Raw genomic sequence first — 19,791 nt, forward strand, 5'->3', positions numbered from 1 at the left:
GCGGACCTGCACGGTGCAGGTCCGCGGAAGTGCGCGGCCGGCGGGCGGGTCAGGTGGCGGGGGCCCCGGTCGCCTGCTCGATCCCGGCGGCGGCCCGGGGCTCGGGGACGGCCGCCGCGGCGGTCTGGCCCAGCCCGAGCTGGGCGATCACCTCGACCTGGTCGTAGTACATGCGGTGCGAGATCGCCGCGCCGTCGCGCACCGTGAGCAGGTCGCACTCCCGCAGCCGCATGCTCCGGCCGGTCGGCGGCACGTCCCCCTCCGGCAGGGCCAGCACGCCGGTGTGGGTGCCCACGAGCCAGCCCTCGTCGATGGCGGTGTCGCCGCTCTCGAACTGGGTCTTCGGTTCCCAGGTCAGGTCGGGGAACGCGCGCCGGAACGACAGCAGGTGGTCCGCGATCGCCTCGCCGCTGTCCAGGTCCCGGCCCTCCGGTGTCTCGGCGACGGCGTCGGCGGCGTAGGCCCGCAGGAGGGCGTCCCGGTCGCCGGCGACGACGGCGGCGGTGATGCGGTCCATGATCTCTCGTGCCTGTCCCATGACGACTCCTCCGGTCGTCCGGTCGCCGGCCGGTCTCACCGGCTGACGGCACCACACTGGCCTCCCTGCCCGCGCGGGGTGCAAGGGACCAAGGGCCCCACCGTGCCGATCCGCGGACGGGCACGGCTGGCATGCTGCCGGGCGTGCCGCGACCGACCCGCCAGCGCATCCTGATCACCGGCGCCAGCTCCGGGCTGGGCATGGGCATGGCCCGCCGCTTCGCCGCCCGCGGCCGCGACCTGGCGCTGGTCGCCCGCCGCGAGCACCTCCTCGAGGAGCTGCGCGACGAGCTGCTCGCCGCCCACCCCGGCATCCGGGTGGTCACCGCGGCCCTCGACGTCGACGACGCGACGGCCGTGGCCGAGGGCGTCCCGGCGCTGGCCGCGGAGCTCGGCGGCCTCGACCGGTTCGTCGCCAACGCCGGCATCGGCAAGGGCGCGTCGGTGGGCACCGGCGCCGGCTGGGCCAACCGCGCGACGCTGTTCACCAACGTCCTCGGCACCCACGCCCAGTGCGAGGCCGCCGTCGAGCTGTTCCGCGCGCAGGGCTCGGGCCACCTCGTCGTCATCAGCTCGGTCGCCTCGGTCCGCGGGATGCGCGGCACCCGCACCGCCTACGGCGCCAGCAAGGCCGCGCTCAACGCGCTCGCCGAGGGCATCCGGTCGGACCTGCTCGGCACCGGCATCCGGGTCACCACGGTGCTGCCCGGCTACATCGAGACCGACATCAACGTCGGCCGGCGCGGCCCGTTCACCGTCGACCTCGACACCGGCGTCGACGCGCTGGTCGCCGCCATCGAGCGGGAGCCGGTGCGCGCCTACGTGCCCGAGTGGCCGTGGCGGCCGGTGTCGGCGCTGCTGCGGGCGCTGCCGCTGCCGGTGGTCCGCCGCCTCACCTGAGCGCGAGCGGGTCCGCCGCGTCACCTCAGGCGGGACGCCGCGGTCCGCATGGTCGCCGCGTCGTAGGGGCCGCGGTCGAGCCGGCCGGCCCGGACGGCGGCCAGCACCGCCAGCAGCTCCTCGCGCTGGGCGCCGACGAAGTCCCCGTCCACCACCGCGCCGTGGCCCGGGACCACCGGCCCGCGGGCCAGCGCGTGCAGCCGGCCCAGCGTCGCCGGCCACTCGGCCGGGAAGGCGTCCTCGAACGCCGGCGGGGCGCCCTCCTCGACCAGGTCCCCGGCGAAGACGGTGCCGTCCTCCACCTCGACGACCAGGTCGTGCCCGGTGTGCCCGCGGCCCAGGAAGCGCAACACCACCTCGACGCCGCCCACGTCGAGCACCGCGACGTCGTCGACCAGCGCGTCCGGCGGGTCCAGCGGCGCCCGCCGCACCTGCTCCGCGGCCGCGTCGTCCCCGGCGGCCAGCAGCTCGGCCACCCGGGCCGCGCGCTGCGCCTCGCCGGTGGCCAGCAGGTCCGCGGCGCAGCCGCGCGTGCCCCACACCGTCGCCGGCCGGAACGCGGCGTTGCCGAAGCAGTGGTCGTAGTGCGCGTGCGTGTTGACGACCGTCCACGGGTGCGGGGTCACCCGGCGCACGGCGGCGGCGAGGTCGGCGGCCTCGGCGGGGGAGGAGCGGGTGTCGACGACGAGGCACGCGCCGTCGCCGACGACCAGCCCGCAGTTGAGGTCCAGCGACCGGTGCCGGCGGACGAGGACGCCGTCGGCGACCTCGGTGAACGTCACCAGCAGATCCGCATCGGCCGGCCGCGGGCGTCGGGCGAGCCGTCGCCCACGCACTCCGCGGCGCCGTCGGCGACCCGCCGGGCCGACCACGCGGCGGCGCAGGCGTCGAGCGCGTCGACCGCCGGCACCCGCGGCGGCGCGGCGAGCAGCGCGGCCTCGACGTCCACGACGGACCGGAGCGCCGCCAGCCGCTGGGCCAGTCCCCGGGCGGTGACCTTCGGGTCGGTGACGGCCGGGTCCAGGGCGCGGAAGGCGAGCTCCGGGTGCACCTCGACGACGTGGCCGGGCGGCGGGTCGCCCAGCGCGTCGTCGAGCGCCCGGATGGACGCCGTCAGCCGGAAGGCCTGCGCCGACAGCGAGCGCCCGCCGGTGGCCGCGATCGAGAGCTCGCGGGCCTGTGCGTAGTCGCGGGCGCCGAGGACCGCGCGGACCGGGGCGGGGAAGACCGAACTGCCGGCCCGGCCGAGCAGGCGGCGGGCGGCCTCGTCACAGGCGCGGGGGCCGTCGTCGGACAGTCCGATCGGCATGTCGACGCCGACCACCTCGACGTCCGGCACCGCGAGGACCGCCGCGACGTCGCGGAGGTGGAGCAACCGCACCGTGCGGACCTCGAGGAGCGCGCCGACCCAGGCCCCGCGCCAGCCGTCCACCCCGAGCACCGCCACCACCCGACCCTGACAGACTCGGCGCATGCGCGTCTTCGTCGGCACAGACCACGCCGGGCTGGACTTCAAGGAGCACCTCAAGCAGGCGCTCACCGAGGCCGGGCACGAGCCGGTCGACTGCGGCGCCTTCGAGTACGACCCGCAGGACGACTACCCGCCGTTCTGCTTCGAGGTCGGCGAGCGCGTGGTCACCGAGCCGGGCAGCCTCGGCGTGGTCATCGGCGGCTCGGGCAACGGCGAGCAGATCGCGGCGAACAAGGTGCCCGGCGTGCGCGCGGCGCTGGTGTGGAACACCGAGACCGCCCAGCTCGCCCGGCAGCACAACGACGCCAACGTCGTCTCGATCGGCGCCCGCCAGCACTCGATCGAGGAGGCCACCGCGCTGGTGCTCGAGTTCGTCCGGACGCCGTTCAGCCACGACGAGCGGCACGTGCGCCGGATCGGGCTCATCCACGACTACGAGCAGAACCGGCACCGCCCGGCCGGCGGCCTGCCCACCCGCGAGGGCGCGGTGTAGCCGCTGGAACGGCCCCGCTGCCCCCTCGCAGGGGCCGCGCCGAGCGGAGCGAGGCGTGGGGGCGAGGGGGTCCTTCTAGAACTGGTCCGGGCAGTGGGGGCTGACCGGCCAGGAGAACGCCGTCGCGGCCTGGGTGACCGCGCCCGGGCTCACCTCGGTGACCCGGCCGGCCGCCTGCAGCATGCCCAGCGAGACGCCGCCGAGGTAGGCCGCGGCCAGCGCCTCGACGTCGACGACCAGGTCGGGGTCACCGTCGGTGGGGGCGCAGAAGGCTCCGGCCGGGTGCCCGCGCAGCCACCAGCGGCCGTCGTTCCACGGGCAGAACCGGTCGCGCACCTCGAGGACCATGTCGATCGGCGCCGGGTAGCGGCGCGCGGCCAGCGCCCGGCCGACGTCGACCAGCCGCAGCCACAGCCCGTCCAGCGGGCGCACCTGCAGCGCGCGCGGGTCGGCCAGCAGGTGGCGCAGCGGGTCGTCGGCGGGGGCGTAGCCGGCCTCCACCGTCCGCACCAGGTCCAGGTCGAGCAGGTACCGCCACAGCGCCGCGTACGCGGGGGTGCTGCGGGCGCGCAGGTCGTCGACGACGACGGTGCCGTCGGGCAGGCCGTCGTCGGTCCACCGGGAGCGCACGCGGAAGGACGCGAAGCCGGTGGCCTCGCCGTCGGCCTCGGTGTGCAGCACGTACCGGCGGGCGCTCGCGCCCTTGCGGCGCTCGGCCAGGTCGCGCAGCTCCCGCTCCCACCAGCGCTCGTCGCGCTCGAACGTGCCGGGCACCCCGCGGCGCAGCGCCTCGTGCACCCGCGCGGCGCCGGCCCGCCACGCCTCGGGGTCGGCCGGGGCCACCGTGCCGGTGCCCAGGTCGACGCCGGGGCGGAAGGCCGTGTCCCGGGTGGCGCCGCGCAGGTTCCCGCGCTGCGTCGCGGGCGCGTAGCCGAAGCGGCCGTAGATCGAGCCCTCGGAGGCCCACAGCGCGGCCAGCGGCTCGCCCTGCCGCTCGTGCAGCTCGGCGAGCTGGCGGCGCATCATCGCGGTCAGCACGCCCCGGCGGCGGTGGGTGGGGGAGACGGTCACCCAGGTGACGCCCGCGCACGGGACGACGGCGCCGGGCACCGTCACCTGCCGGCTGTAGATGCCGCCGGTGGCGGCCACCCGCCCGTCAGCGGCCCACAGCGACAGCGACCGGTCCAGCTCCGCCGTCGCCGGGACCCGCTCGGTGAAGTCGCCGTTCGGCTCGTCGCCGAAGACCTCGAGCATCGCCCGGCTGAAGGCGGGCCACTCCTCGGCGGTGACGGGGCGGAGGTCAGCGGGATCGGTCACCCCTGGTGTCTACCGGGCGGGGACGACGGCCCGCGACCGCGGTCAGCCGCGGAGGTAGGCCAGCGTCGCCATCACCCGGCTGTTGCGGTCCTCGTCGGGCGCGAGGCCGAGCTTGGCGAAGATCCGCTGGGTGTGCTTCTCCACCGCGCCCGGGGTGACCACCAGCTGCCGGGCGATCGCGGTGTTGGAGTGGCCCTCGGCGATCAGCCCGAGCACCTCCCGCTCGCGCGGGGTGAGCCGGCGCACCGGGTCGTCGGCGCGGCGGCGGGCGAACAGCTGCGCGACCACCTGCGGGTCGAGCACGGTGCCGCCGGCGACCACCTCGGCGAGCGCGGCCAGCAGCTGGTCGAGGTCGGTCACCCGGTCCTTGAGCAGGTAGCCGACGCCGCCGCGGCCGTCGGCCAGCAGCTCGTCGGCGTAGGCGACCTCGACGTACTGCGACAGCACCAGCACCGCCGTCCCGGGCACCACCCGCCGCACCTCGACGGCGGCGCGCAGCCCCTCGTCGGTGTGCGTGGGCGGCATCCGCACGTCGACGACGGCCACGTCCGGCCGCTCGGCCACCACCGCGCGGACCAGCGACGGGCCGTCGCCGACGGCGGCCGCCACGGTGGTGCCCGCCTCCTCGAGGAGCCGGACCAGCCCCTCGCGGAGCAGGACCGAGTCCTCGCCGAGCACCACGCGCAGCGGCCGGTCGCCGGGGCTCACGCCCACGGCAGCTCCGCCGTCGTCCGGGTGGGGCCGCCGCGCGGGCTGTCGACCACCAGGACGCCGTCGACCGCGCGCAGCCGGTCGGCGAGCCCGGCCAGGCCGTGCCCGGGGACCAGCTGCGCCCCGCCCTCGCCGTCGTCCTCGACCACGACGCGCAGCAGGTCGCCGGCCCGCCGCACCTCGACCCGGCACACGCCGGCCCCGCTGTGCTTGGCCACGTTGGCCAGCGCCTCGCTGACGACGAAGTACGCGGTGTTCTCGGTGACCGGCGCCGGCCGCTCGTCGGGCAGGTCGACGGTCAGCTCCACCGGCACCGGCGAGCGGGCGGCCAGCGCGGCCAGCGCGGCGGGCAGGCCGCGGTCGGCGAGGACCGGTGGGGCGATGCCGCGGGACAGCGCGCGCAGCTCCTCCAGCGCCTCCTTGGCGAGGACGCCGGCCTGGGCGAGCGTCGTGCGGGCGGCGGCGGGGTCGCGCTCGAGCTGGCGCTGGGCGCGGGAGAGGTCCATGCCGAGGCGGACCAGGTGCTGCTGCGGGCCGTCGTGGATGTCGCGCTCGAGCCGGCGCAGCGCCACCGCCTCGGCGGCGACGGCGGCGTCGCGGCCGCGGGAGAGCCGGCCGATCTCGGCCTGGGTGGCCGCGCGGGAGGTCAGCACCACCCGGCCGAGCCGGGCCTGCAGCAGCGCCACCGCCCGGACGGCGAACGGCAGCAGCACCGCGAAGACGGCGCCGATCAGCGTGTAGAGCAGGACGCGCCGGCCGGCGGTGCTCTCGAGGCCGAGCAGCTCCAGCAGGTCGGTGTTCCCCGGGTCCCCGGAGGCGTCGGGCAGCGCCCAGTCCCACAGCCCGTACGTGAGCCCGCCCAGCGCCCCGGCCCAGAACGTCACCGTGACGACGAAGGCCAGGACCGCCAGCGGGAACCGGACGACGGCGTGCAGCACGTCGAGCCAGGACTGCGGGTCGCGCAGCGGGGTCAGCAGCCGGCGCACCCGGCCGCCGTCGGGGGTCAGGTAGGCCGGGCGGGGGACCGGGCGGCCGAGCACCGCGGGCAGCTGCGCCCGCTCGAGCGCGGCGAACCCGCGGGCGGCGAGCAGGGTGAGCGCCAGGACGGCGAGGCCGACCCAGATCACCAGCGTGCCGACGCCGACGGCCACGCCGGTCACGGCGACGACGAAGGCGGCGATCCCGACCGGCAGCGACAGCAGCGCGTAGCCGGAGTCGACGAGCAGCCGGCGCAGCAGACCGGCGTGCGGCGGGGCGGTCGTGGAGGGAATCACGAGGGTGTCGGTGGTCATGCAGCGAGCCTGCTGGCGCGGGGCCGGCCGGCCGATCCCGTCAGCCGGTCGATCCGCTGTCGGGCTGGCCCGACACCCGCTGCGCTCCTCATGTCGCCGGCGATGCTCCCGGTCGCGCCGGGCCGGTGTCCAGCGTCCTGGCTAGTGTCGGGCGCGATCCCCGTGCACGCCCGACGGCGCCGCGCTCCCGCGCGGCCGCGTGCCCGGTGGGACGGAGGTCTGCTCGTGCGCCCCAGGTCGGTGCCCGTCGCGCTCAGCGCGCTCCTCCTGGCCGCCGGATGCACGGCCTCGACGGCGGCGGAGGGGGACGGGGGCGGCACCGCCCGGGTCGCGACCTCCGCGCCCGGCCAGCGGCTGACCGTCGTCGCCGACGCCGAGCCCGCCGCCTCGGCCGTCAGCACCAGCCGCGCGCTGTTCGACGAGGCCGGCGTGGTCGTCGTCGCCCCCGAGGGCGACCGGGCGGCCACCCTGCTCGGCGCCTCGGCCGCGGTCGGCCTGGGCGTGCCGCTGCTGCTGGACCCCGAGGGCGAGGACGGCGACGGCGCCGTCGCCGAGGAGATCGGCCGGCTGGGCGCGCGGACGGTCCTCGCCGTGGGCGCCGACACCGCGCCCGGGGACGCCGACGTCGTCGCCGCGCCGGCGAGCCCCGAGGCGGTCGCCGCCGCCGCCGGCCTCGACCTCGCCGACGCCGACCCGGTGCCCGCCGACGGCGAGGCGGCCGCCGTCGCCGCGCTCGAGGCCGAGGCGCCGGCCGCGCTGCGCCCCGAGGACGACGGCGCCGCGGCCGAGGGCGAGGCCGACGGCGAGCTGCCCGCGGTCACCCGCGCCGAGCCGCTCGAGGGCACCGTCGTCCTGGCCGACGGCGCGCCGGAGTCGCTGGCCGGCGTCGCCACCGCCCGGGCCGCCGGCGCGCGCGTGCAGGTGACCGGCGGGCAGACCGACCCCCGGGCGTCGGCCGACGCGGTCGAGGCGGTGTCCGGCGCGGAGACCGTCGTCGCCCTGGGCGCGGGCTTCGGCGCCGAGGACGGCCTGGACTGGAAGCTGGAGACCGCGGCCACCGGCACCCAGCTGCCCGGCGGCGGGCAGACGCTGTTCCCGCAGCACTTCATGGTGGCGCTCTACGGCCACCCGGGCACCGGCGCGCTCGGCGTGCTCGGCGAGCAGGACGTCGACGCGGCGGTCCAGCGGGCCCGCGACCACGCGGCGCCCTACCAGCCGCTGGTCCCCGACGCCACCGTCGTCCCCGCCTTCGAGATCATCGCCACGGTGGCCTCGGAGTTCCCGACCGACGGCAACGACTACTCCTACGAGGCGCCGCTGGAGCAGATCCGCCCGTGGGTGGAGGCCGCGGGGGAGGCCGGCCTCTACGTCGTCCTGGACCTGCAGCCCGGCCGCACCGACTTCGTCACCCAGGCCGAGCTGTACCGGCCGCTGCTGGAGCTGCCGCACGTCGGCCTGGCGCTGGACCCCGAGTGGCGGCTGGCGCCGAACCAGGTGCACCTCACCCAGATCGGCTCGGTCGGCGTCGACGAGGTGAACCGGGTCGTGACCTGGCTGGCCGACCTCACCCGCGAGAACCGGCTGCCCCAGAAGCTGCTCGTGCTGCACCAGTTCCGGGTGGACATGATCCCCGGCCGCGAGCAGGTCGACCTGTCCCGCGACGAGGTCGCCGTGATGGTGCACGCCGACGGGCAGGGCCCGCAGGGGAGCAAGCAGGACACGTGGCGGGTGCTGCACGGCACCGGCCCTGAGGGGCTGGCCTGGGGCTGGAAGAACTTCTACGACGAGGACACGCCGATGCTCACGCCCGAGGAGACGATCGCGCAGGTCTCCCCGCGGCCCCAGCTGATCAGCTACCAGTAGTCCGCCCCTGTGTGACCGAGGAGTCACCCTCGGGAGTTAGCGTCGCCCCGCGCCCGGGACGCACGGGCGGCACACCGAGGGGAATCCGCACACATGCAGCGACGCAGGTACTGGGCCGTGGTCACGGCCGCACTCGCGGTGACCGCCGGGGCGGCGACGCCCGCGGCGGCCGCGCCGGCGGCAGCGGCCACCGACGAGCTCGACATCACCCTGCTGGCCACTACCGACCTCCACGGTCGTGTGAACAACTGGGACTACTTCAAGAACGGCGAGTACTCGGAGCGGTCCAAGGACACGACGGGCCTCGCCCGGGTCGGGTCGGTCGTCGCTTCGGTGCGTGCCGAGCGCGGGGAGGACAGCGTCCTCGTCGTCGACAACGGCGACTTCCTGCAGGGCACGCCGCTGAGCTACTACTACGCGAAGCAGGAACCGGTCACCGAGACCGGCGCCGAGCACCCGGTGGCCGCCGCCTACGACGCCATCGGCTACGACGCCCAGGTCGTCGGCAACCACGAGTTCAACTACGGCCTGGACCTGCTGCAGGCTTACACCGACGACGTCGACCACCCGGTGCTGGGTGCCAACGTCGTCGACCCGGTGACGGGTGAGCCGTCCCTGGAGCCCTACACGCTGCAGCAGGTGCACGTCCCCGGCCACAAGCCGGTCACCGTGGGCATCCTGGGCCTGACCACGCCGGGCTCGGCGATCTGGGATCGCGGCAACGTCGAGGGCCGGGTCGAGTTCGAGGACATGGTCGAGACCGCGAAGCGGTGGGTGCCGGTCGTCGACCGGCAGGCCGACGTCGTCGTCGTCCTGTCGCACGCCGGCGTGGGCGGCACGTCGTCCTACGACCCGTCGCAGGCCCCGACCGAGAACCCGACCGACGAGATCGCGCGGACCGTGCCGGGCATCGACGTCATGGTCGTCGGCCACACCCACCGGGACGCGCCGAGCCAGCTGGTCACCAACGAGGAGACCGGCGAGGACGTGCTGCTCACCCAGCCGTACCGCTGGGGGGCCACGGTCTCCCAGGTCGACATCGCGCTGGAGAAGGTCCGCGGCCAGTGGGACGTCGTCGACACCGCGGCCACCGCGCTCCGGACCAAGGACCACCCGGAGGACCCGGACGTCCTCGCCGCCACCGACGAGGCGCACCGGACGACGGTCGCGTACGTCAACCAGGTGGTCGCCACCTCCACCGAGCAGCTGACCACGGAGACCAGTCGCTACGAGGACACGCCGATCCTCGACTTCATCCAGCAGGTGCAGACCGAGACCGTCGAGGCCGCGATGGAGGGCACGTCGCGGGCCGACCTGCCGGTGCTGTCCATCGCGGCACCCTTCAGCCGTGAGGCGGTCTTCCCCCAGGGCGACGTCACGGTCCGCGACATCGCCGGGCTCTACGTCTACGACAACACGCTGGAGGCGGTCGAGCTCACCGGCGCCCAGGTCCGGGCCTACCTGGAGAAGTCGGCGGGCTACTTCGCCCAGGTGCCGGCCACCGGGGACGTCGACCTGGGGACCCTCACCAACGCGAAGAACACGCCGGACTACAACTACGACGTCCTCTCCGGGGTCGACTACGACCTCGACGTGTCCAGGCCGGAAGGCCAGCGGGTCACCCGGCTGGAGTTCGACGGCGAGCCGGTGGCCGATGACGCGCGTTTCGTCGTCGCGGTGAACAACTACCGGCGTTCCGGCGGCGGTGGCTTCCCCGGCATCTCGACCGCGCCGGTCGTCTACAACGAGCAGCAGGAGATCCGCCAGCTGCTCATCGACTGGGCCCAGGACCGCCAGGTGATCGACCCGGCGGACTTCTACGACCTGAACTGGCAGCTGGTCCGCAACGGCGAGCCGCTGGTGCCCTGACGCACCGTCCCCTCGCACACCCGACCGCCCCGCCGGAGCCCTCCGGCGGGGCGGTCGGCGTCCGGGGGCGTCAGCCCGCCGGGGACTCCCGTTCCGTCGGTCCTCCGTGGTGGACTACCGCCCGTCGACGGGGATGGCGACCGAGGAGAGGTGGTCCGCGTGACCAGCGTGCTGAGCGGGGTGTCCGACGAGCTCGACCCGCGGCTGCTCGAGCACCGGCGGGAGCTGACCGGCTACTGCTACCGGATGCTGGGGTCGTCCTTCGACGCCGACGACGCCGTGCAGGAGACGCTGGTCCGCGCGTGGAAGAGCTTCGGCTCCTTCGAGGGCCGCTCCTCGCTGCGGTCCTGGCTGTACCGGATCGCCACCAACGTCTGCCTCGACCAGCTCTCCGGGCGGCAGCGCCGGGCCCTGCCCATGGACCTCTCCGGCTCGCCGTGGTCGCCGGTGGAGGCGTCCCTGGCCGCCAAGCGGCCGGCCGAGGCGTGGGTCGAGCCGGTCCTCGACCGGGCGGTGCTGCCCGAGGACGGCGACCCGGCCGAGCGCGCCGTGGCCCGCGAGTCGGTGCGGCTGGCCTTCGTCGCGGCGCTGCAGCACCTGCCGCCGCGGCAGCGCGCCGTCCTCCTGCTGCGCGACGTGCTGCGCTGGCACGCCGACGAGGTCGCCGCCCTGCTCGAGACCACCGTCGCCTCGGTCAACAGCGCGCTGCAGCGGGCCCGCGCCACGCTGGCGGCCATGGGCGGCACCCCGGAGCAGCGGCCGCTGGACCCCGACCACCGCGAGCTGCTCGACCGCTACCTCGACGCCTTCGAGCGCTACGACATCGACGCCTTCGTCGCCCTGCTGCACGAGGACGCCACCCAGCACATGCCGCCGTTCGAGATGTGGCTGGGAAGCGCCGCCGACATCGGCACCTGGATGCTCGGCCCGGGCAGCGGCTGCCGGAACTCCCGGCTGCTGCTCACCGAGGCCAACGGCAGCCCGGCGGTCGCGCAGTGGCGCCCCACCGGCGACGGCGGCCACACGCCGTGGGCGCTGCACGTCCTGGAGATCGAGGACGGCCGGATCCGGCACATCACGAGCTTCCTCGACCTGGACAACGACCTGTTCGCCCGGCTCGGCCTGCCGTCGACCCCGGACGCGGCGCCCGCCGCCGGCTGACCGCCCGGGACCGTCCGGTTCCGGGCGGAGGGCGGGCACGCGGTCACCGCCGGCCGGCGGGCGTCTCGCCGTCCACCGCGCCGGGCGGTCGCGTGGCGGCGGCGTCCGTCGCCAGACCGAGCCGGGCGCGGAGCCGCCGGGCCCCCGGTTCCGGTGCCCGGTCGAACTCGGCGGCGACGATCGTCGTGACCACGACGATCACCGAGACGCAGAGCAGCCAGCCGACCAGCGCCAGCGTCACACCGAAGAGGCCGTACCGGCGGCTGTAGGACTCCACGAGCAGGGGCATGTAGACCGCGGTGGCCAGGCCGTAGACCGCCGTGCCGAGGGCCATCAGCGCGCCCGTGGGCAGCAGCCGCCGCCAGGCCAGGCGGCGGCCGAGCAGCAGCCAGGGGATCGCGGTCCACAGCAGCCAGCTCGCCAGCAGGTGGCCGGTCCAGCCCAGCACACGGGGGACGGCCCCGGGGGCCGCGAGTCCGTGCAGGAACGACAGCAGCACGATCACGAGCACCAGGGCGGCGATCCCCAGCAGCGCGTCGGCCGATCCGCGCAGGCCGGCGCGCGGGGGCAGCCGCCAGGACTGCTCGTACATCCGCTGGAGCCGGCGGGCCAGCGAGACGCAGGAGAAGACGAGCAGGACGACGCTCAGCACGCCGGTGCCGGCGTCCCCGGTCACCGCGAACAGCTGCTCCACGTCCGCGGCGGCCGTACCGGTCAGCCGGAACCGGTCGATCACGACGTCGGCCACCAGCGACGCGTCGCCCGCGGGGGTCAGCAGGGACAGGAGCAGGAGCAGGGGGATCAGCGCGGTGAGCGCCTGGGCGGAGACGGCCATGGCCCGGTCGATGCCGCGCTGCACCAAGAAGGCGGCGACGCAGCGGCCCGTGAACGTCGTCCCCAACCGCCGGGCGACGCCCCCGACCCCGTGGGCGGCCATCGCGGACCTCATCCCCGGACGGCGACGGGCGCGGGCTCCGCGGGCGCGGAGGGCGGTGCGAGGCGCGCGGTGGGGAGGGAGCGGGTCAGGAAGAGGCTCAGCAGCGCGACGGCGGCCGCCGCGAGCAGGGCCGCCTTCAGGCCGAGCAGTTGCGCGTCGGAGTACGTCGCCACCAGGGCGTCGACCTCCGTCGGGGAGATGCCCGCCCGCTCGAGGGCGGTCTGCACCTGGTCGGCCGGGACGAAGCTGACGCCGCCGCTGATCGCCACGCCCACCTGCTCGGCGACGGCGTCGCTGACCTCGGGGTCGTCCGAGATCCCGCGGGTGGCGGCGGCGGTCAGCGTGCCGATGAGGACCGAGCCGATGAACGCCGTCCCCAGCGACGATCCGAGGTTCTGCGCCGTGTACTGGAGGCCCCCGACCTCGCTGCGGTCGGCCTCCCCGACGCTGGACTGGGCGACGTTGCCGAGCTGGGCGGCCAGCAGGCCCATCCCGATCCCCAGCAGTGCCATCGCCAGCCCGAAGGACAGGTCGTCGAGCTCCGGCCGGACCGTCGCGAGCAGCCACAGCGACGCCGCGACCAGCACGGCGAACCCGACCTGCACCACCGTGCGCGGGCTGGCGACCCGGTTCAGCAGCGGCGCGCTCATCGCGGTGACCAGCATGAGCACCGAGACCGGGAGCAGCCGCAGGCCGGTCTGGAAGGCGTCGAGCCCCAGCACGACCTGCAGGTACAGCGGCACGGTGAAGAAGACCCCGAGCAGCACGAGGTTCTGCGCGAGGAGCGTCTGCACGGCCGCGCGCAGCGGGGGGACGGAGAACAGCCGCCAGTGCAGCAGCGGCTCCTCGCCGCGGACCTCCCGGTGGCGCAGCCACGCCCGCAGCAGGCCCAGCACCACCAGGCCGCCGGCGATGACGAACGGCGTCAGCGAGAAGCCGAGGACGGTGACCGGCGAGTTGCGCGGCCGCAGCCAGCCCCAGGCGGTGCTCTGCAGCACCCCGAGGACGACCATCGCCAGCCCGAGCGCGGAGAGCGCCGCTCCGACGCCGTCGATCCGGGGGGCGGGCACCTGCGCCGGCGGGGTGTCCTCGATCCAGCGCAGCACCGCGAGGATCAGCAGCACGACGACGACCTCGCCGGCGAACACCAGCCGCCAGCTGAGGTACGTCGTCACCCAGCCGCCGAGCAGCGGGCCGACGGCGATCCCCGCCCCGGCCAGCCCCCCGATGACCCCGTAGGCCATCGCCCGGTCCCGCCCCCGGTAGTTGGCGCCCACCAGGGCGGCGAGCGCGGGCAGGACGAGCGCCGCGCCCAGTCCCTCCACCACCGACCACCCGAGGGCGAGGACCAGCACGGTGGGAGCCAGCGCAGTGGTCAAGGACCCCACCGCGTAGACGGTGAGCCCCACGGCGAAGGCGCGCCGCCGGCCGATCCGGTCGCCGACCTTCCCCCCGGTGAGCATGAACGCGGCCATGACGAGGGTGTAGAGGGTGATCACCGCCTGGATGGCGGTGACGGTCGTGTCGAAGTCCTCGACCAGCTGGCTGATCGACACGTTCATGACCGCGGTGTCGAGGACGGCGAGGAACTGCGCGGCCCCCAGGGCGACGAGCGGCTTCCAACGCGTCACCGCTCGACGCTGACCGTCGCCGCGGGGCGGGCGCATCGTCCCGGCGGCATGAAACCGGAGCGCCGGCGGCCACCTCGCCCGCGGGTCCCCGGGAGCGACCACCGAGGATGGGCGCGTGAAGGTCTACGTGTCGTCGGACATGGAGGGCACCGCGGGTGTCGTCGACTGGGCGCAGTGCCGCGGCCCGGGCGGGGAGTACGAGCACTACCGGCGGCTGCTGCAGGACGAGGTGAACGCCGCGATCGTGGGCGCGATGGACGCCGGCGCCACCGGGTTCCTCGTCAACGACTCGCACTCGACGATGCAGAACCTGCGGCCCGGCGAGCTGCTCGGCAACGCCCGCTACCTCGCCGGCCGGCACAAGCCGATGTACATGATGGAGGGGCTGGACGGCTCCTTCGACGCCGTCTTCCTCGTCAGCTACCACGGCTCGATGGGCGGGCCGTCCTCGGTGCTCTCGCACACCTACAACCCGGCGGCGGTCGCCCGCGTGCGGCTCAACGGCGTCGAGGTGGGGGAGTCGGGCATCAACGCGCTGGTCGCCCTCGGCCACGGCGTGCCGGTCGTGCTGGTCACCGGCGACGAGACGACGGCCGAGGAGGCCCGCGCGGTGTGCCCGGGGATCGAGGCCGCCGTCGTCAAGCGGTCGGTGACCCGGTTCGCGGCCGAGAGCCTGCACCCGGCCGAGGCGTGCGCGCTCATCCGCGAGCGGGCCGCCGCCGCCGTGCGGGGCCTGCCCGCCGCCGCCCTCCCGGCGATCGAGCTGCCGGCGACGCTGGAGGTCACCTTCCGCAACGCGGACCTCGCCGAGCTGGCCGCCCGGGTCGTCGGGGTCGAGCGCGCCGGGATCCTCGACGTCCGGATCGCCGACGACGACCCGGTCGCCCTCTACCGCACGTTCGTGACCGTCGTGCTGCTCACCCGCGGGTTCACCGACTGAGCCCGGGCCCCGTCAGGCGACCCAGACCCCGCTGACGACGACCCAGATCCCGCCCTCGCCCTCCCGGGCCGGCTGACGCAGCTGCAGGGTGACGACGCGCCCGCTCGCCGGGTCGGTCACCTCGGCGGTGTGCGGGTCGGCGAGGGCGACCTCGGCGTCGTCCCAGCCGAGCTCGCTCGCCGCGAAGGCGGCGGCCACAGCCGCGACGTCGGTGCGCCACGGCTGGTGCCCGCCGTCGACCTGCTCCTGCAGCTCGGCGGCCTGCTCGGTGGTGAGGTCCTCGCCGGGGAGCGCCGTGCCCGGTGCCGGCGCGGACCCGTCGCCCGGCTCCTCGCCGTCGGGTGTCCCGTCGTCGGGCGGCTCGTCCGTCGGCGAGGGCCTGGGGCTCGGACCGGACGGGGACGGGGTCGTCGAGGACGTCGCCGCCGGCGGGGTGGTGTCGTCGCTCCCGCCGCCGCAGCCGCCGAGGAGCGCCGCGAGCAGGACGGCGAGGACCGGGAGCACCCGAGCCGACCCGAGGCGGTCCCACGCGGTGCCGGGTGCGTCCATGGCGTCCTCCTCCGCCGCAGGCCCGGGGGCAGCGTGGCCCGCGGGGCGGGCGGCGGCCAGGGCCGTGCGGCCGTGGGCGGCGGGGTCCCTGGCCCTGTCCGGGGAGGCCGGACGGACGCGTCCCCGCCGCCCCGGGCGGGTCAGCCTGGACACGGGTCGCCGTCCGTCCGCCGGGAGGGGTCATGACCGCCGTGGAGGAGCTCCGGCTCGAGACGCGGGTCGCCGAGATCCGCGGCCGGCAGCCGTGCGTCGGGCTGGCGGTCGGTGTGGTGCGGGGTGGTGGCCTGGAGTCCTTCGCCGCGCACGGGCTCGCCGACATCGCGTCGCGCACCCCCGTCACCGAGGACACCGTCTTCCGCATCGGCTCCATCACGAAGACCGTCACCGCGATCGCGGTCCTCCAGCTGGTCGAGCAGGGGCGGGTCGACCTGGACGCGCCGGTCGAGGACTCCCTGCGCGCCTACCGGCTCGTACCGCGGAGGGCCGGCTGGCGCCCGGCGACGGTCCGTCACCTGCTCACCCACACCGCCGGCGTCCCCGAGGAGGTGCCGCGCTCCGCCGCCCTCCGCCGGGACTTCGGGATCGGCTTCCCGCCCGGGCGGGTGCCGACGCCGGCCGAGTACTACCGCGGGCGGGTGCCGCTGGACGTCGAGCCGGGCACCCGGTTCCGCTACACCGACCACGGGCCGACGGCGGTCGGGCAGGTCGTCGAGGACGTCAGCGGCCTGCCGTTCGACCGGTACGTGCGCGAGCGGGTGTTCGCACCCCTCGGCATGACCTACTCCGACCTGGTCCTCACCGAGCGGCTGCGGCCGCGGCTCGCCACCGGCTACCGGCTCTCTGCGGCCGGGCCGCGCCCGGTGCCGCGACGCGACGCGGTGACCGCCGCGGCCGGCAACGTCTACTCCACGCCGCGCGACATGGCCCGCTACCTGGCGGCGCTGACCGGCGGCGGCGCCAACGGGCACGGCCGGGTGCTCGAGCCCGCGACGCTGGACACGGTGTTCGAGCCGCACTACCGGCCCGATCCGCGGCTGCCCGGCATGGGGCTGGCGTTCTGGCGCGTCGACGGCCGTGGGCACCGCGTCGTCGAGCACCAGGGCACGCTGCCCGGCTTCGACGCGCAGGTCTTCGTCGCCCCGGACGACGGCGTCGGCGTGATGGCGTTCACCAACGGCACCCACCGGGGGCCGTTCTGGCTGCCCGGCGAGATCGGCGGCCTGCTCGAGGACCTGCTCGGCATCCCGCACCGCCGGATCCGCACCGACGTGCCGCAGCACCCGGAGGTCTGGGGCGAGCTGGTCGGCCGGTACCGGGTCCCCGGTCCCGTCACCGATGTGCGGGCCACCGCGTTCCTCGGTGCGGGCCTGGACGTCTCCGTCCGCGGCGGCCGGCTCTGGCTGCGCATCCTGTCCCCGGTGCCCGTCCTGGCGAAGGGCGTCGAGCTGCACCCGGACGACGAGGCAGACCCCTACGCCTTCCGGCTCGACCTCGGCCTCCCCGGCACCGGCGGCATCCGTGCCGTGTTCGGCCGGGACGCCGGCGGGCGCACCACGGCGCTGGCGCTGGAGATGCAGCCGGTCCGGGCCGAGCGGCAGCGGGGGACCGTCCGCGGGCGCCTCACCCGCGGGTCCACCGGCTGAGCGGCGTCCGGCGGGCTAGATGCGGGTCAGCCAGACCACCGGCGGTCTGGCGCGCCGCGCCGCGAAGGCCTCCAGTTGCGCCGCGCCCGGGCGGCAGCCGCCCGGGCAGTCGAACTCCACGGCCTGCCCGTCGACCCACCCGACGGCCGCCGGCCGCCGGCAGATCGGGCAGTCCTCCCACGTGACCCGCTCGCTGGCTTCCATCGTGTCGCCTCCCGGTCCCGGGGACCTGCCCGGGCAACGGGAGAGGACCTGGGCACGCTGTTCGATCCAGGGCCCCTCTGCGGGACGACCGTAACCCGGCGTGTTCGGCACGAAACGGCCGCGGAACGGACGGCCTGTTCCGGTTCGCCGGGGTGCCGGTCGGGTGGCAGCGGGTGCCGGGGACCGCCCCCGCACGACCGGCGCTGATCCCGCTGACGACACGGCGCTCACGTGCGGAGCAGCGGTCCGTGCGGTGGGGACTGCACCCGGTCCGGGCGCACCGCCTCCGGCGGCGCCGCGTCGCCGGAGCCCGGTGCGCCGCCGGGCTGCTGGTGCAATCGGGCGGCGCAACGACTCGGGACGAGGTGGTCGGGATGCCGAAGTTCGTCGTCTTCTTCTCGTACACCCCGGAGGCGTGGAGCCGGATGATCGACCGACCGGGCGATCGCACCGCTGCCGCGAGTGCGTCGGCCGAGGCGGTCGGCGCCCGGCTGGAGGCGCTGTACTGGATGCTCGGTGAGCAGGACGGGATGGTGATCCTCGAGGCGCCGGACGCGGAGACCGCCACCGCGTCGGTGGTCTCGTCGGTGAGTTCCGGCGACGTCCGGAGCCTCGGCACCCACCAGTTGCTGGACCAGGAGCAGTTGCTGTCCGTCCTCGACAAGGCCAGGCGGGGGCGCGACGCCTTCCGGCGCCCCGGGAGCTGATCCGGGGGTCACGTGCCGGGAAGGTCCGCCGGGCGGGTCGGGACTGGTGCACCGACGTGCTTCTCCAGGTGGTCCGGTGCCGAGGTGCTCGCCCGCCTGCGCGATGGTCAGCAGCGGGCCGCGATCGAGAGCCTGCCCCTGCGCCGCTCGCCTCGTCGTGTTCCGGAGCCTCGTCGGCGTCCTCCCGTGCGCCTCTGGTCGTCCTGCTCCGGCCGAGCAGGTCGGCGCCGCGATGTCCGGTGTGACGATCGGTGCGCGCCGGTCGCTGGCCATGGTTGACCGACTCTGTGCTGTTCACCCCTGCGGTGGCCCGGGTGCTGCCGGAGGTGCGGTCGGCGGCGCGCCGTCATCGACCGTGCGCCGTCGGAGCTGTGTGCGGCGTCGATGGGCCGGACAGGGCGCCGGGCTGGAGCCTTCACGTCGGTCATGCGCGACGACGGCGTGTCCCTGGAGGCGGCTTCAGGGACACGCCGCGGTCCTGCGGATCACCCGGGTTCCTCGAGGCGTTCGACGGTGACGAAGCGGCTGGCCCGCACCTGCCGCTTCGCCGCCACCGCGTCCGCGATCAACCACGCCGGACCGATCGACTGGGGCGACCGCGCCGGTGGCGCAGCTGCTTCGACCAGACCCCCTTCGGCCACGACTTCCGGGCGTTCCCCGGCTCACGACGACCCGGTACGTCGAAGTCCGGCCGCGGTTCCTGCGCCAGCATCCCGGCCACGCGCTGGGCAGCCGGCCGCTGCCGGCCGATCGATCTCGTGCAGGAGCGACAGCTCACGCCACGCTAGCTTGCGGGCACCCCAGCAGAGGAGGGCCCCGTGGGCAGCGTGGTCGTGTACGGCTCGGTGTCGGTGGACGGCTTCGTCGCGGACGAGAACGACCAGCCCGGACCGCTGTTCGACTGGTTGTCCAGCGGTGACGTCCCGTTGGACGAGAGCGGCGCGTTGAAGGTGTCGCAGGCGTCCTACGACCACACCCGGGCGTACTGGGACCGGATCGGGGTGACGATCTGCGGCCGCCACGTCTTCGACCTGACGGACGGCTGGGACGGGAAGCCTCCGAGCGGGATCGACCACGTGGTCGTCGTGACACACCGGCCGCAGCCCGAGGGCTGGGACCCCGAGGCGCCGTTCCACTTCGTCGACGGCGTCGAGACAGCCGTGGCCAAGGCGCAGGAGCTTGCGGGTGACCGCGTGATCGAGGTCGCCGCCGGCGATGTCGGTGGTCAGGTGCTTGCCGCAGGTCTGGTCGACGAGGTGCGCATGGACGTCGTGCCCGTCGTGTGCGGGTCCGGCAAGCGCTTCTTCGGGTCGGTCCACGCCCAGCACCTGCTGGAGGATCCTGACGTGGTGATCCAGGGCAACCGGGTGCTCCATCTGCGCTATCGGGTGCGCCGTTGACCGATCTGAGCGGGTGAGCGAGGAAGTCTTCGCCGCCATCGCACGGGACAGCCCCGGATCCTCGGCGCAGCCCTCGAGCAGGTGTCTCTCGGTGGGCCGCTCAGGGACAGGGGCCATGTCGCGCCCCCTCGCGACCGCGCGCCTCGTTCCCGATCCAGGGAACGGG

General features: G+C 75.7%; 19 protein-coding genes. 9 read left to right on the forward strand and 10 right to left on the reverse strand.

Annotation, left to right across the window (positions count from 1 at the left end; translation table 11 throughout):
- Positions 1 to 49 precede the first annotated feature (49 nt).
- The gene (locus ACI8AR_RS17855; RefSeq protein WP_457052188.1) at positions 50 to 538 is read right to left on the reverse strand and encodes an ester cyclase; all 489 of its coding nucleotides are present in this window, start codon (positions 536 to 538) and stop codon (positions 50 to 52) included.
- 143 nt (positions 539 to 681) lie between these two features.
- On the opposite strand from ACI8AR_RS17855, the gene ACI8AR_RS17860 reads away from it, so the two are divergent.
- A complete protein-coding gene (locus ACI8AR_RS17860; RefSeq protein ID WP_457052189.1) occupies positions 682 to 1,437 on the forward strand; it encodes an SDR family oxidoreductase in 756 nt (251 codons plus the stop codon).
- A 20-nt stretch (positions 1,438 to 1,457) separates the two neighbouring features.
- On the opposite strand, the gene ACI8AR_RS17865 is transcribed toward ACI8AR_RS17860, so the two are convergent.
- Together ACI8AR_RS17865 and ACI8AR_RS17870 are read right to left on the reverse strand one after the other, a co-directional pair.
- Positions 1,458 to 2,219 (reverse strand): MBL fold metallo-hydrolase, encoded by a 762-nt coding sequence (locus ACI8AR_RS17865; RefSeq protein WP_457052190.1) that lies wholly within the window; start codon positions 2,217 to 2,219, stop codon positions 1,458 to 1,460.
- Positions 2,216 to 2,884, reverse strand: a complete 669-nt coding sequence (locus tag ACI8AR_RS17870; RefSeq protein ID WP_457052191.1) for a DUF429 domain-containing protein — start codon at positions 2,882 to 2,884, stop codon at positions 2,216 to 2,218. The genes ACI8AR_RS17865 and ACI8AR_RS17870 overlap by 4 nt, the downstream gene beginning before the upstream one ends.
- Positions 2,885 to 2,909: 25 nt before the next feature.
- Here ACI8AR_RS17870 and ACI8AR_RS17875 point away from each other — a divergent pair, with 25 nt between their 5' ends.
- On the forward strand, positions 2,910 to 3,401 hold the full coding sequence (locus ACI8AR_RS17875) for a ribose-5-phosphate isomerase (RefSeq protein WP_457052192.1): 492 nt from the start codon (positions 2,910 to 2,912) through the stop codon (positions 3,399 to 3,401).
- A gap of 75 nt (positions 3,402 to 3,476) precedes the next feature.
- On the opposite strand, the gene ACI8AR_RS17880 is transcribed toward ACI8AR_RS17875, so the two are convergent.
- From ACI8AR_RS17880 to ACI8AR_RS17890, 3 genes are read right to left on the reverse strand one after another with little or no spacing between them, the layout of a single operon-like run.
- Positions 3,477 to 4,718 carry a GNAT family N-acetyltransferase gene (locus ACI8AR_RS17880; RefSeq protein WP_457052193.1) on the reverse strand — a complete coding sequence of 414 codons (1,242 nt, stop codon included), beginning with the start codon at positions 4,716 to 4,718 and terminating at the stop codon, positions 3,477 to 3,479.
- Positions 4,719 to 4,760: 42 nt separating this feature from the next.
- Positions 4,761 to 5,432, reverse strand: coding sequence for a response regulator (locus tag ACI8AR_RS17885; protein WP_456935082.1), 672 nt, complete (start codon positions 5,430 to 5,432; stop codon positions 4,761 to 4,763).
- Positions 5,423 to 6,721 carry a sensor histidine kinase gene (locus ACI8AR_RS17890; protein ID WP_457052194.1) on the reverse strand — a complete coding sequence of 433 codons (1,299 nt, stop codon included), beginning with the start codon at positions 6,719 to 6,721 and terminating at the stop codon, positions 5,423 to 5,425. Before ACI8AR_RS17890 ends, ACI8AR_RS17885 begins: the two co-directional genes overlap by 10 nt.
- A 225-nt stretch (positions 6,722 to 6,946) precedes the next feature.
- Between ACI8AR_RS17890 and ACI8AR_RS17895 the strand changes: the two genes are divergently transcribed.
- The 3 genes from ACI8AR_RS17895 (at position 6,947) to ACI8AR_RS17905 (ending at position 11,614) form a co-directional block, all read left to right on the forward strand.
- Entirely contained in the window at positions 6,947 to 8,584 is a 1,638-nt protein-coding gene (locus ACI8AR_RS17895) for a hypothetical protein (protein ID WP_457052195.1), read from the forward strand.
- Positions 8,585 to 8,677: 93 nt separating this feature from the next.
- Positions 8,678 to 10,453: a bifunctional metallophosphatase/5'-nucleotidase gene (locus ACI8AR_RS17900; RefSeq protein WP_457052196.1), complete on the forward strand. Its 1,776-nt coding sequence runs from the start codon at positions 8,678 to 8,680 to the stop codon at positions 10,451 to 10,453.
- A gap of 159 nt (positions 10,454 to 10,612) precedes the next feature.
- Entirely contained in the window at positions 10,613 to 11,614 is a 1,002-nt protein-coding gene (locus ACI8AR_RS17905; RefSeq protein ID WP_457052197.1) for a sigma-70 family RNA polymerase sigma factor, read from the forward strand.
- A gap of 43 nt (positions 11,615 to 11,657) precedes the next feature.
- Here the strand turns inward: ACI8AR_RS17905 and ACI8AR_RS17910 are convergent, their stop codons facing one another.
- Positions 11,658 to 12,551 carry a YhjD/YihY/BrkB family envelope integrity protein gene (locus ACI8AR_RS17910; RefSeq protein ID WP_457052198.1) on the reverse strand — a complete coding sequence of 298 codons (894 nt, stop codon included), beginning with the start codon at positions 12,549 to 12,551 and terminating at the stop codon, positions 11,658 to 11,660.
- Between the two features lie 8 nt (positions 12,552 to 12,559).
- Complete coding sequence (locus ACI8AR_RS17915; protein WP_457052199.1) at positions 12,560 to 14,182, reverse strand: MFS transporter; 1,623 nt, start codon at positions 14,180 to 14,182, stop codon at positions 12,560 to 12,562.
- Positions 14,183 to 14,297: 115 nt separating this feature from the next.
- Between ACI8AR_RS17915 and ACI8AR_RS17920 the strand changes: the two genes are divergently transcribed.
- Entirely contained in the window at positions 14,298 to 15,122 is an 825-nt protein-coding gene (locus ACI8AR_RS17920; protein WP_457052200.1) for a M55 family metallopeptidase, read from the forward strand.
- 12 nt (positions 15,123 to 15,134) lie between these two features.
- Here ACI8AR_RS17920 and ACI8AR_RS17925 read toward each other — a convergent pair whose 3' ends face one another.
- Positions 15,135 to 15,671 (reverse strand): hypothetical protein, encoded by a 537-nt coding sequence (locus ACI8AR_RS17925; RefSeq protein ID WP_457052201.1) that lies wholly within the window; start codon positions 15,669 to 15,671, stop codon positions 15,135 to 15,137.
- Positions 15,672 to 15,853: 182 nt separating this feature from the next.
- Here ACI8AR_RS17925 and ACI8AR_RS17930 point away from each other — a divergent pair, with 182 nt between their 5' ends.
- Complete coding sequence (locus tag ACI8AR_RS17930) at positions 15,854 to 17,314, forward strand: serine hydrolase domain-containing protein (RefSeq protein WP_457052202.1); 1,461 nt, start codon at positions 15,854 to 15,856, stop codon at positions 17,312 to 17,314.
- Between the two features lie 15 nt (positions 17,315 to 17,329).
- Here ACI8AR_RS17930 and ACI8AR_RS17935 read toward each other — a convergent pair whose 3' ends face one another.
- On the reverse strand, positions 17,330 to 17,518 hold the full coding sequence (locus tag ACI8AR_RS17935) for a hypothetical protein (protein ID WP_456935072.1): 189 nt from the start codon (positions 17,516 to 17,518) through the stop codon (positions 17,330 to 17,332).
- 374 nt (positions 17,519 to 17,892) lie between these two features.
- Between ACI8AR_RS17935 and ACI8AR_RS17940 the strand changes: the two genes are divergently transcribed.
- Together ACI8AR_RS17940 and ACI8AR_RS17945 are read left to right on the forward strand one after the other, a co-directional pair.
- Positions 17,893 to 18,225 carry a GYD domain-containing protein gene (locus ACI8AR_RS17940; RefSeq protein WP_457052203.1) on the forward strand — a complete coding sequence of 111 codons (333 nt, stop codon included), beginning with the start codon at positions 17,893 to 17,895 and terminating at the stop codon, positions 18,223 to 18,225.
- Positions 18,226 to 19,043: 818 nt separating this feature from the next.
- Entirely contained in the window at positions 19,044 to 19,625 is a 582-nt protein-coding gene (locus tag ACI8AR_RS17945; protein ID WP_457052204.1) for a dihydrofolate reductase family protein, read from the forward strand.
- Positions 19,626 to 19,791 lie beyond the last annotated feature (166 nt).

Source organism: Geodermatophilus sp. SYSU D01036, from assembly GCF_054050435.1.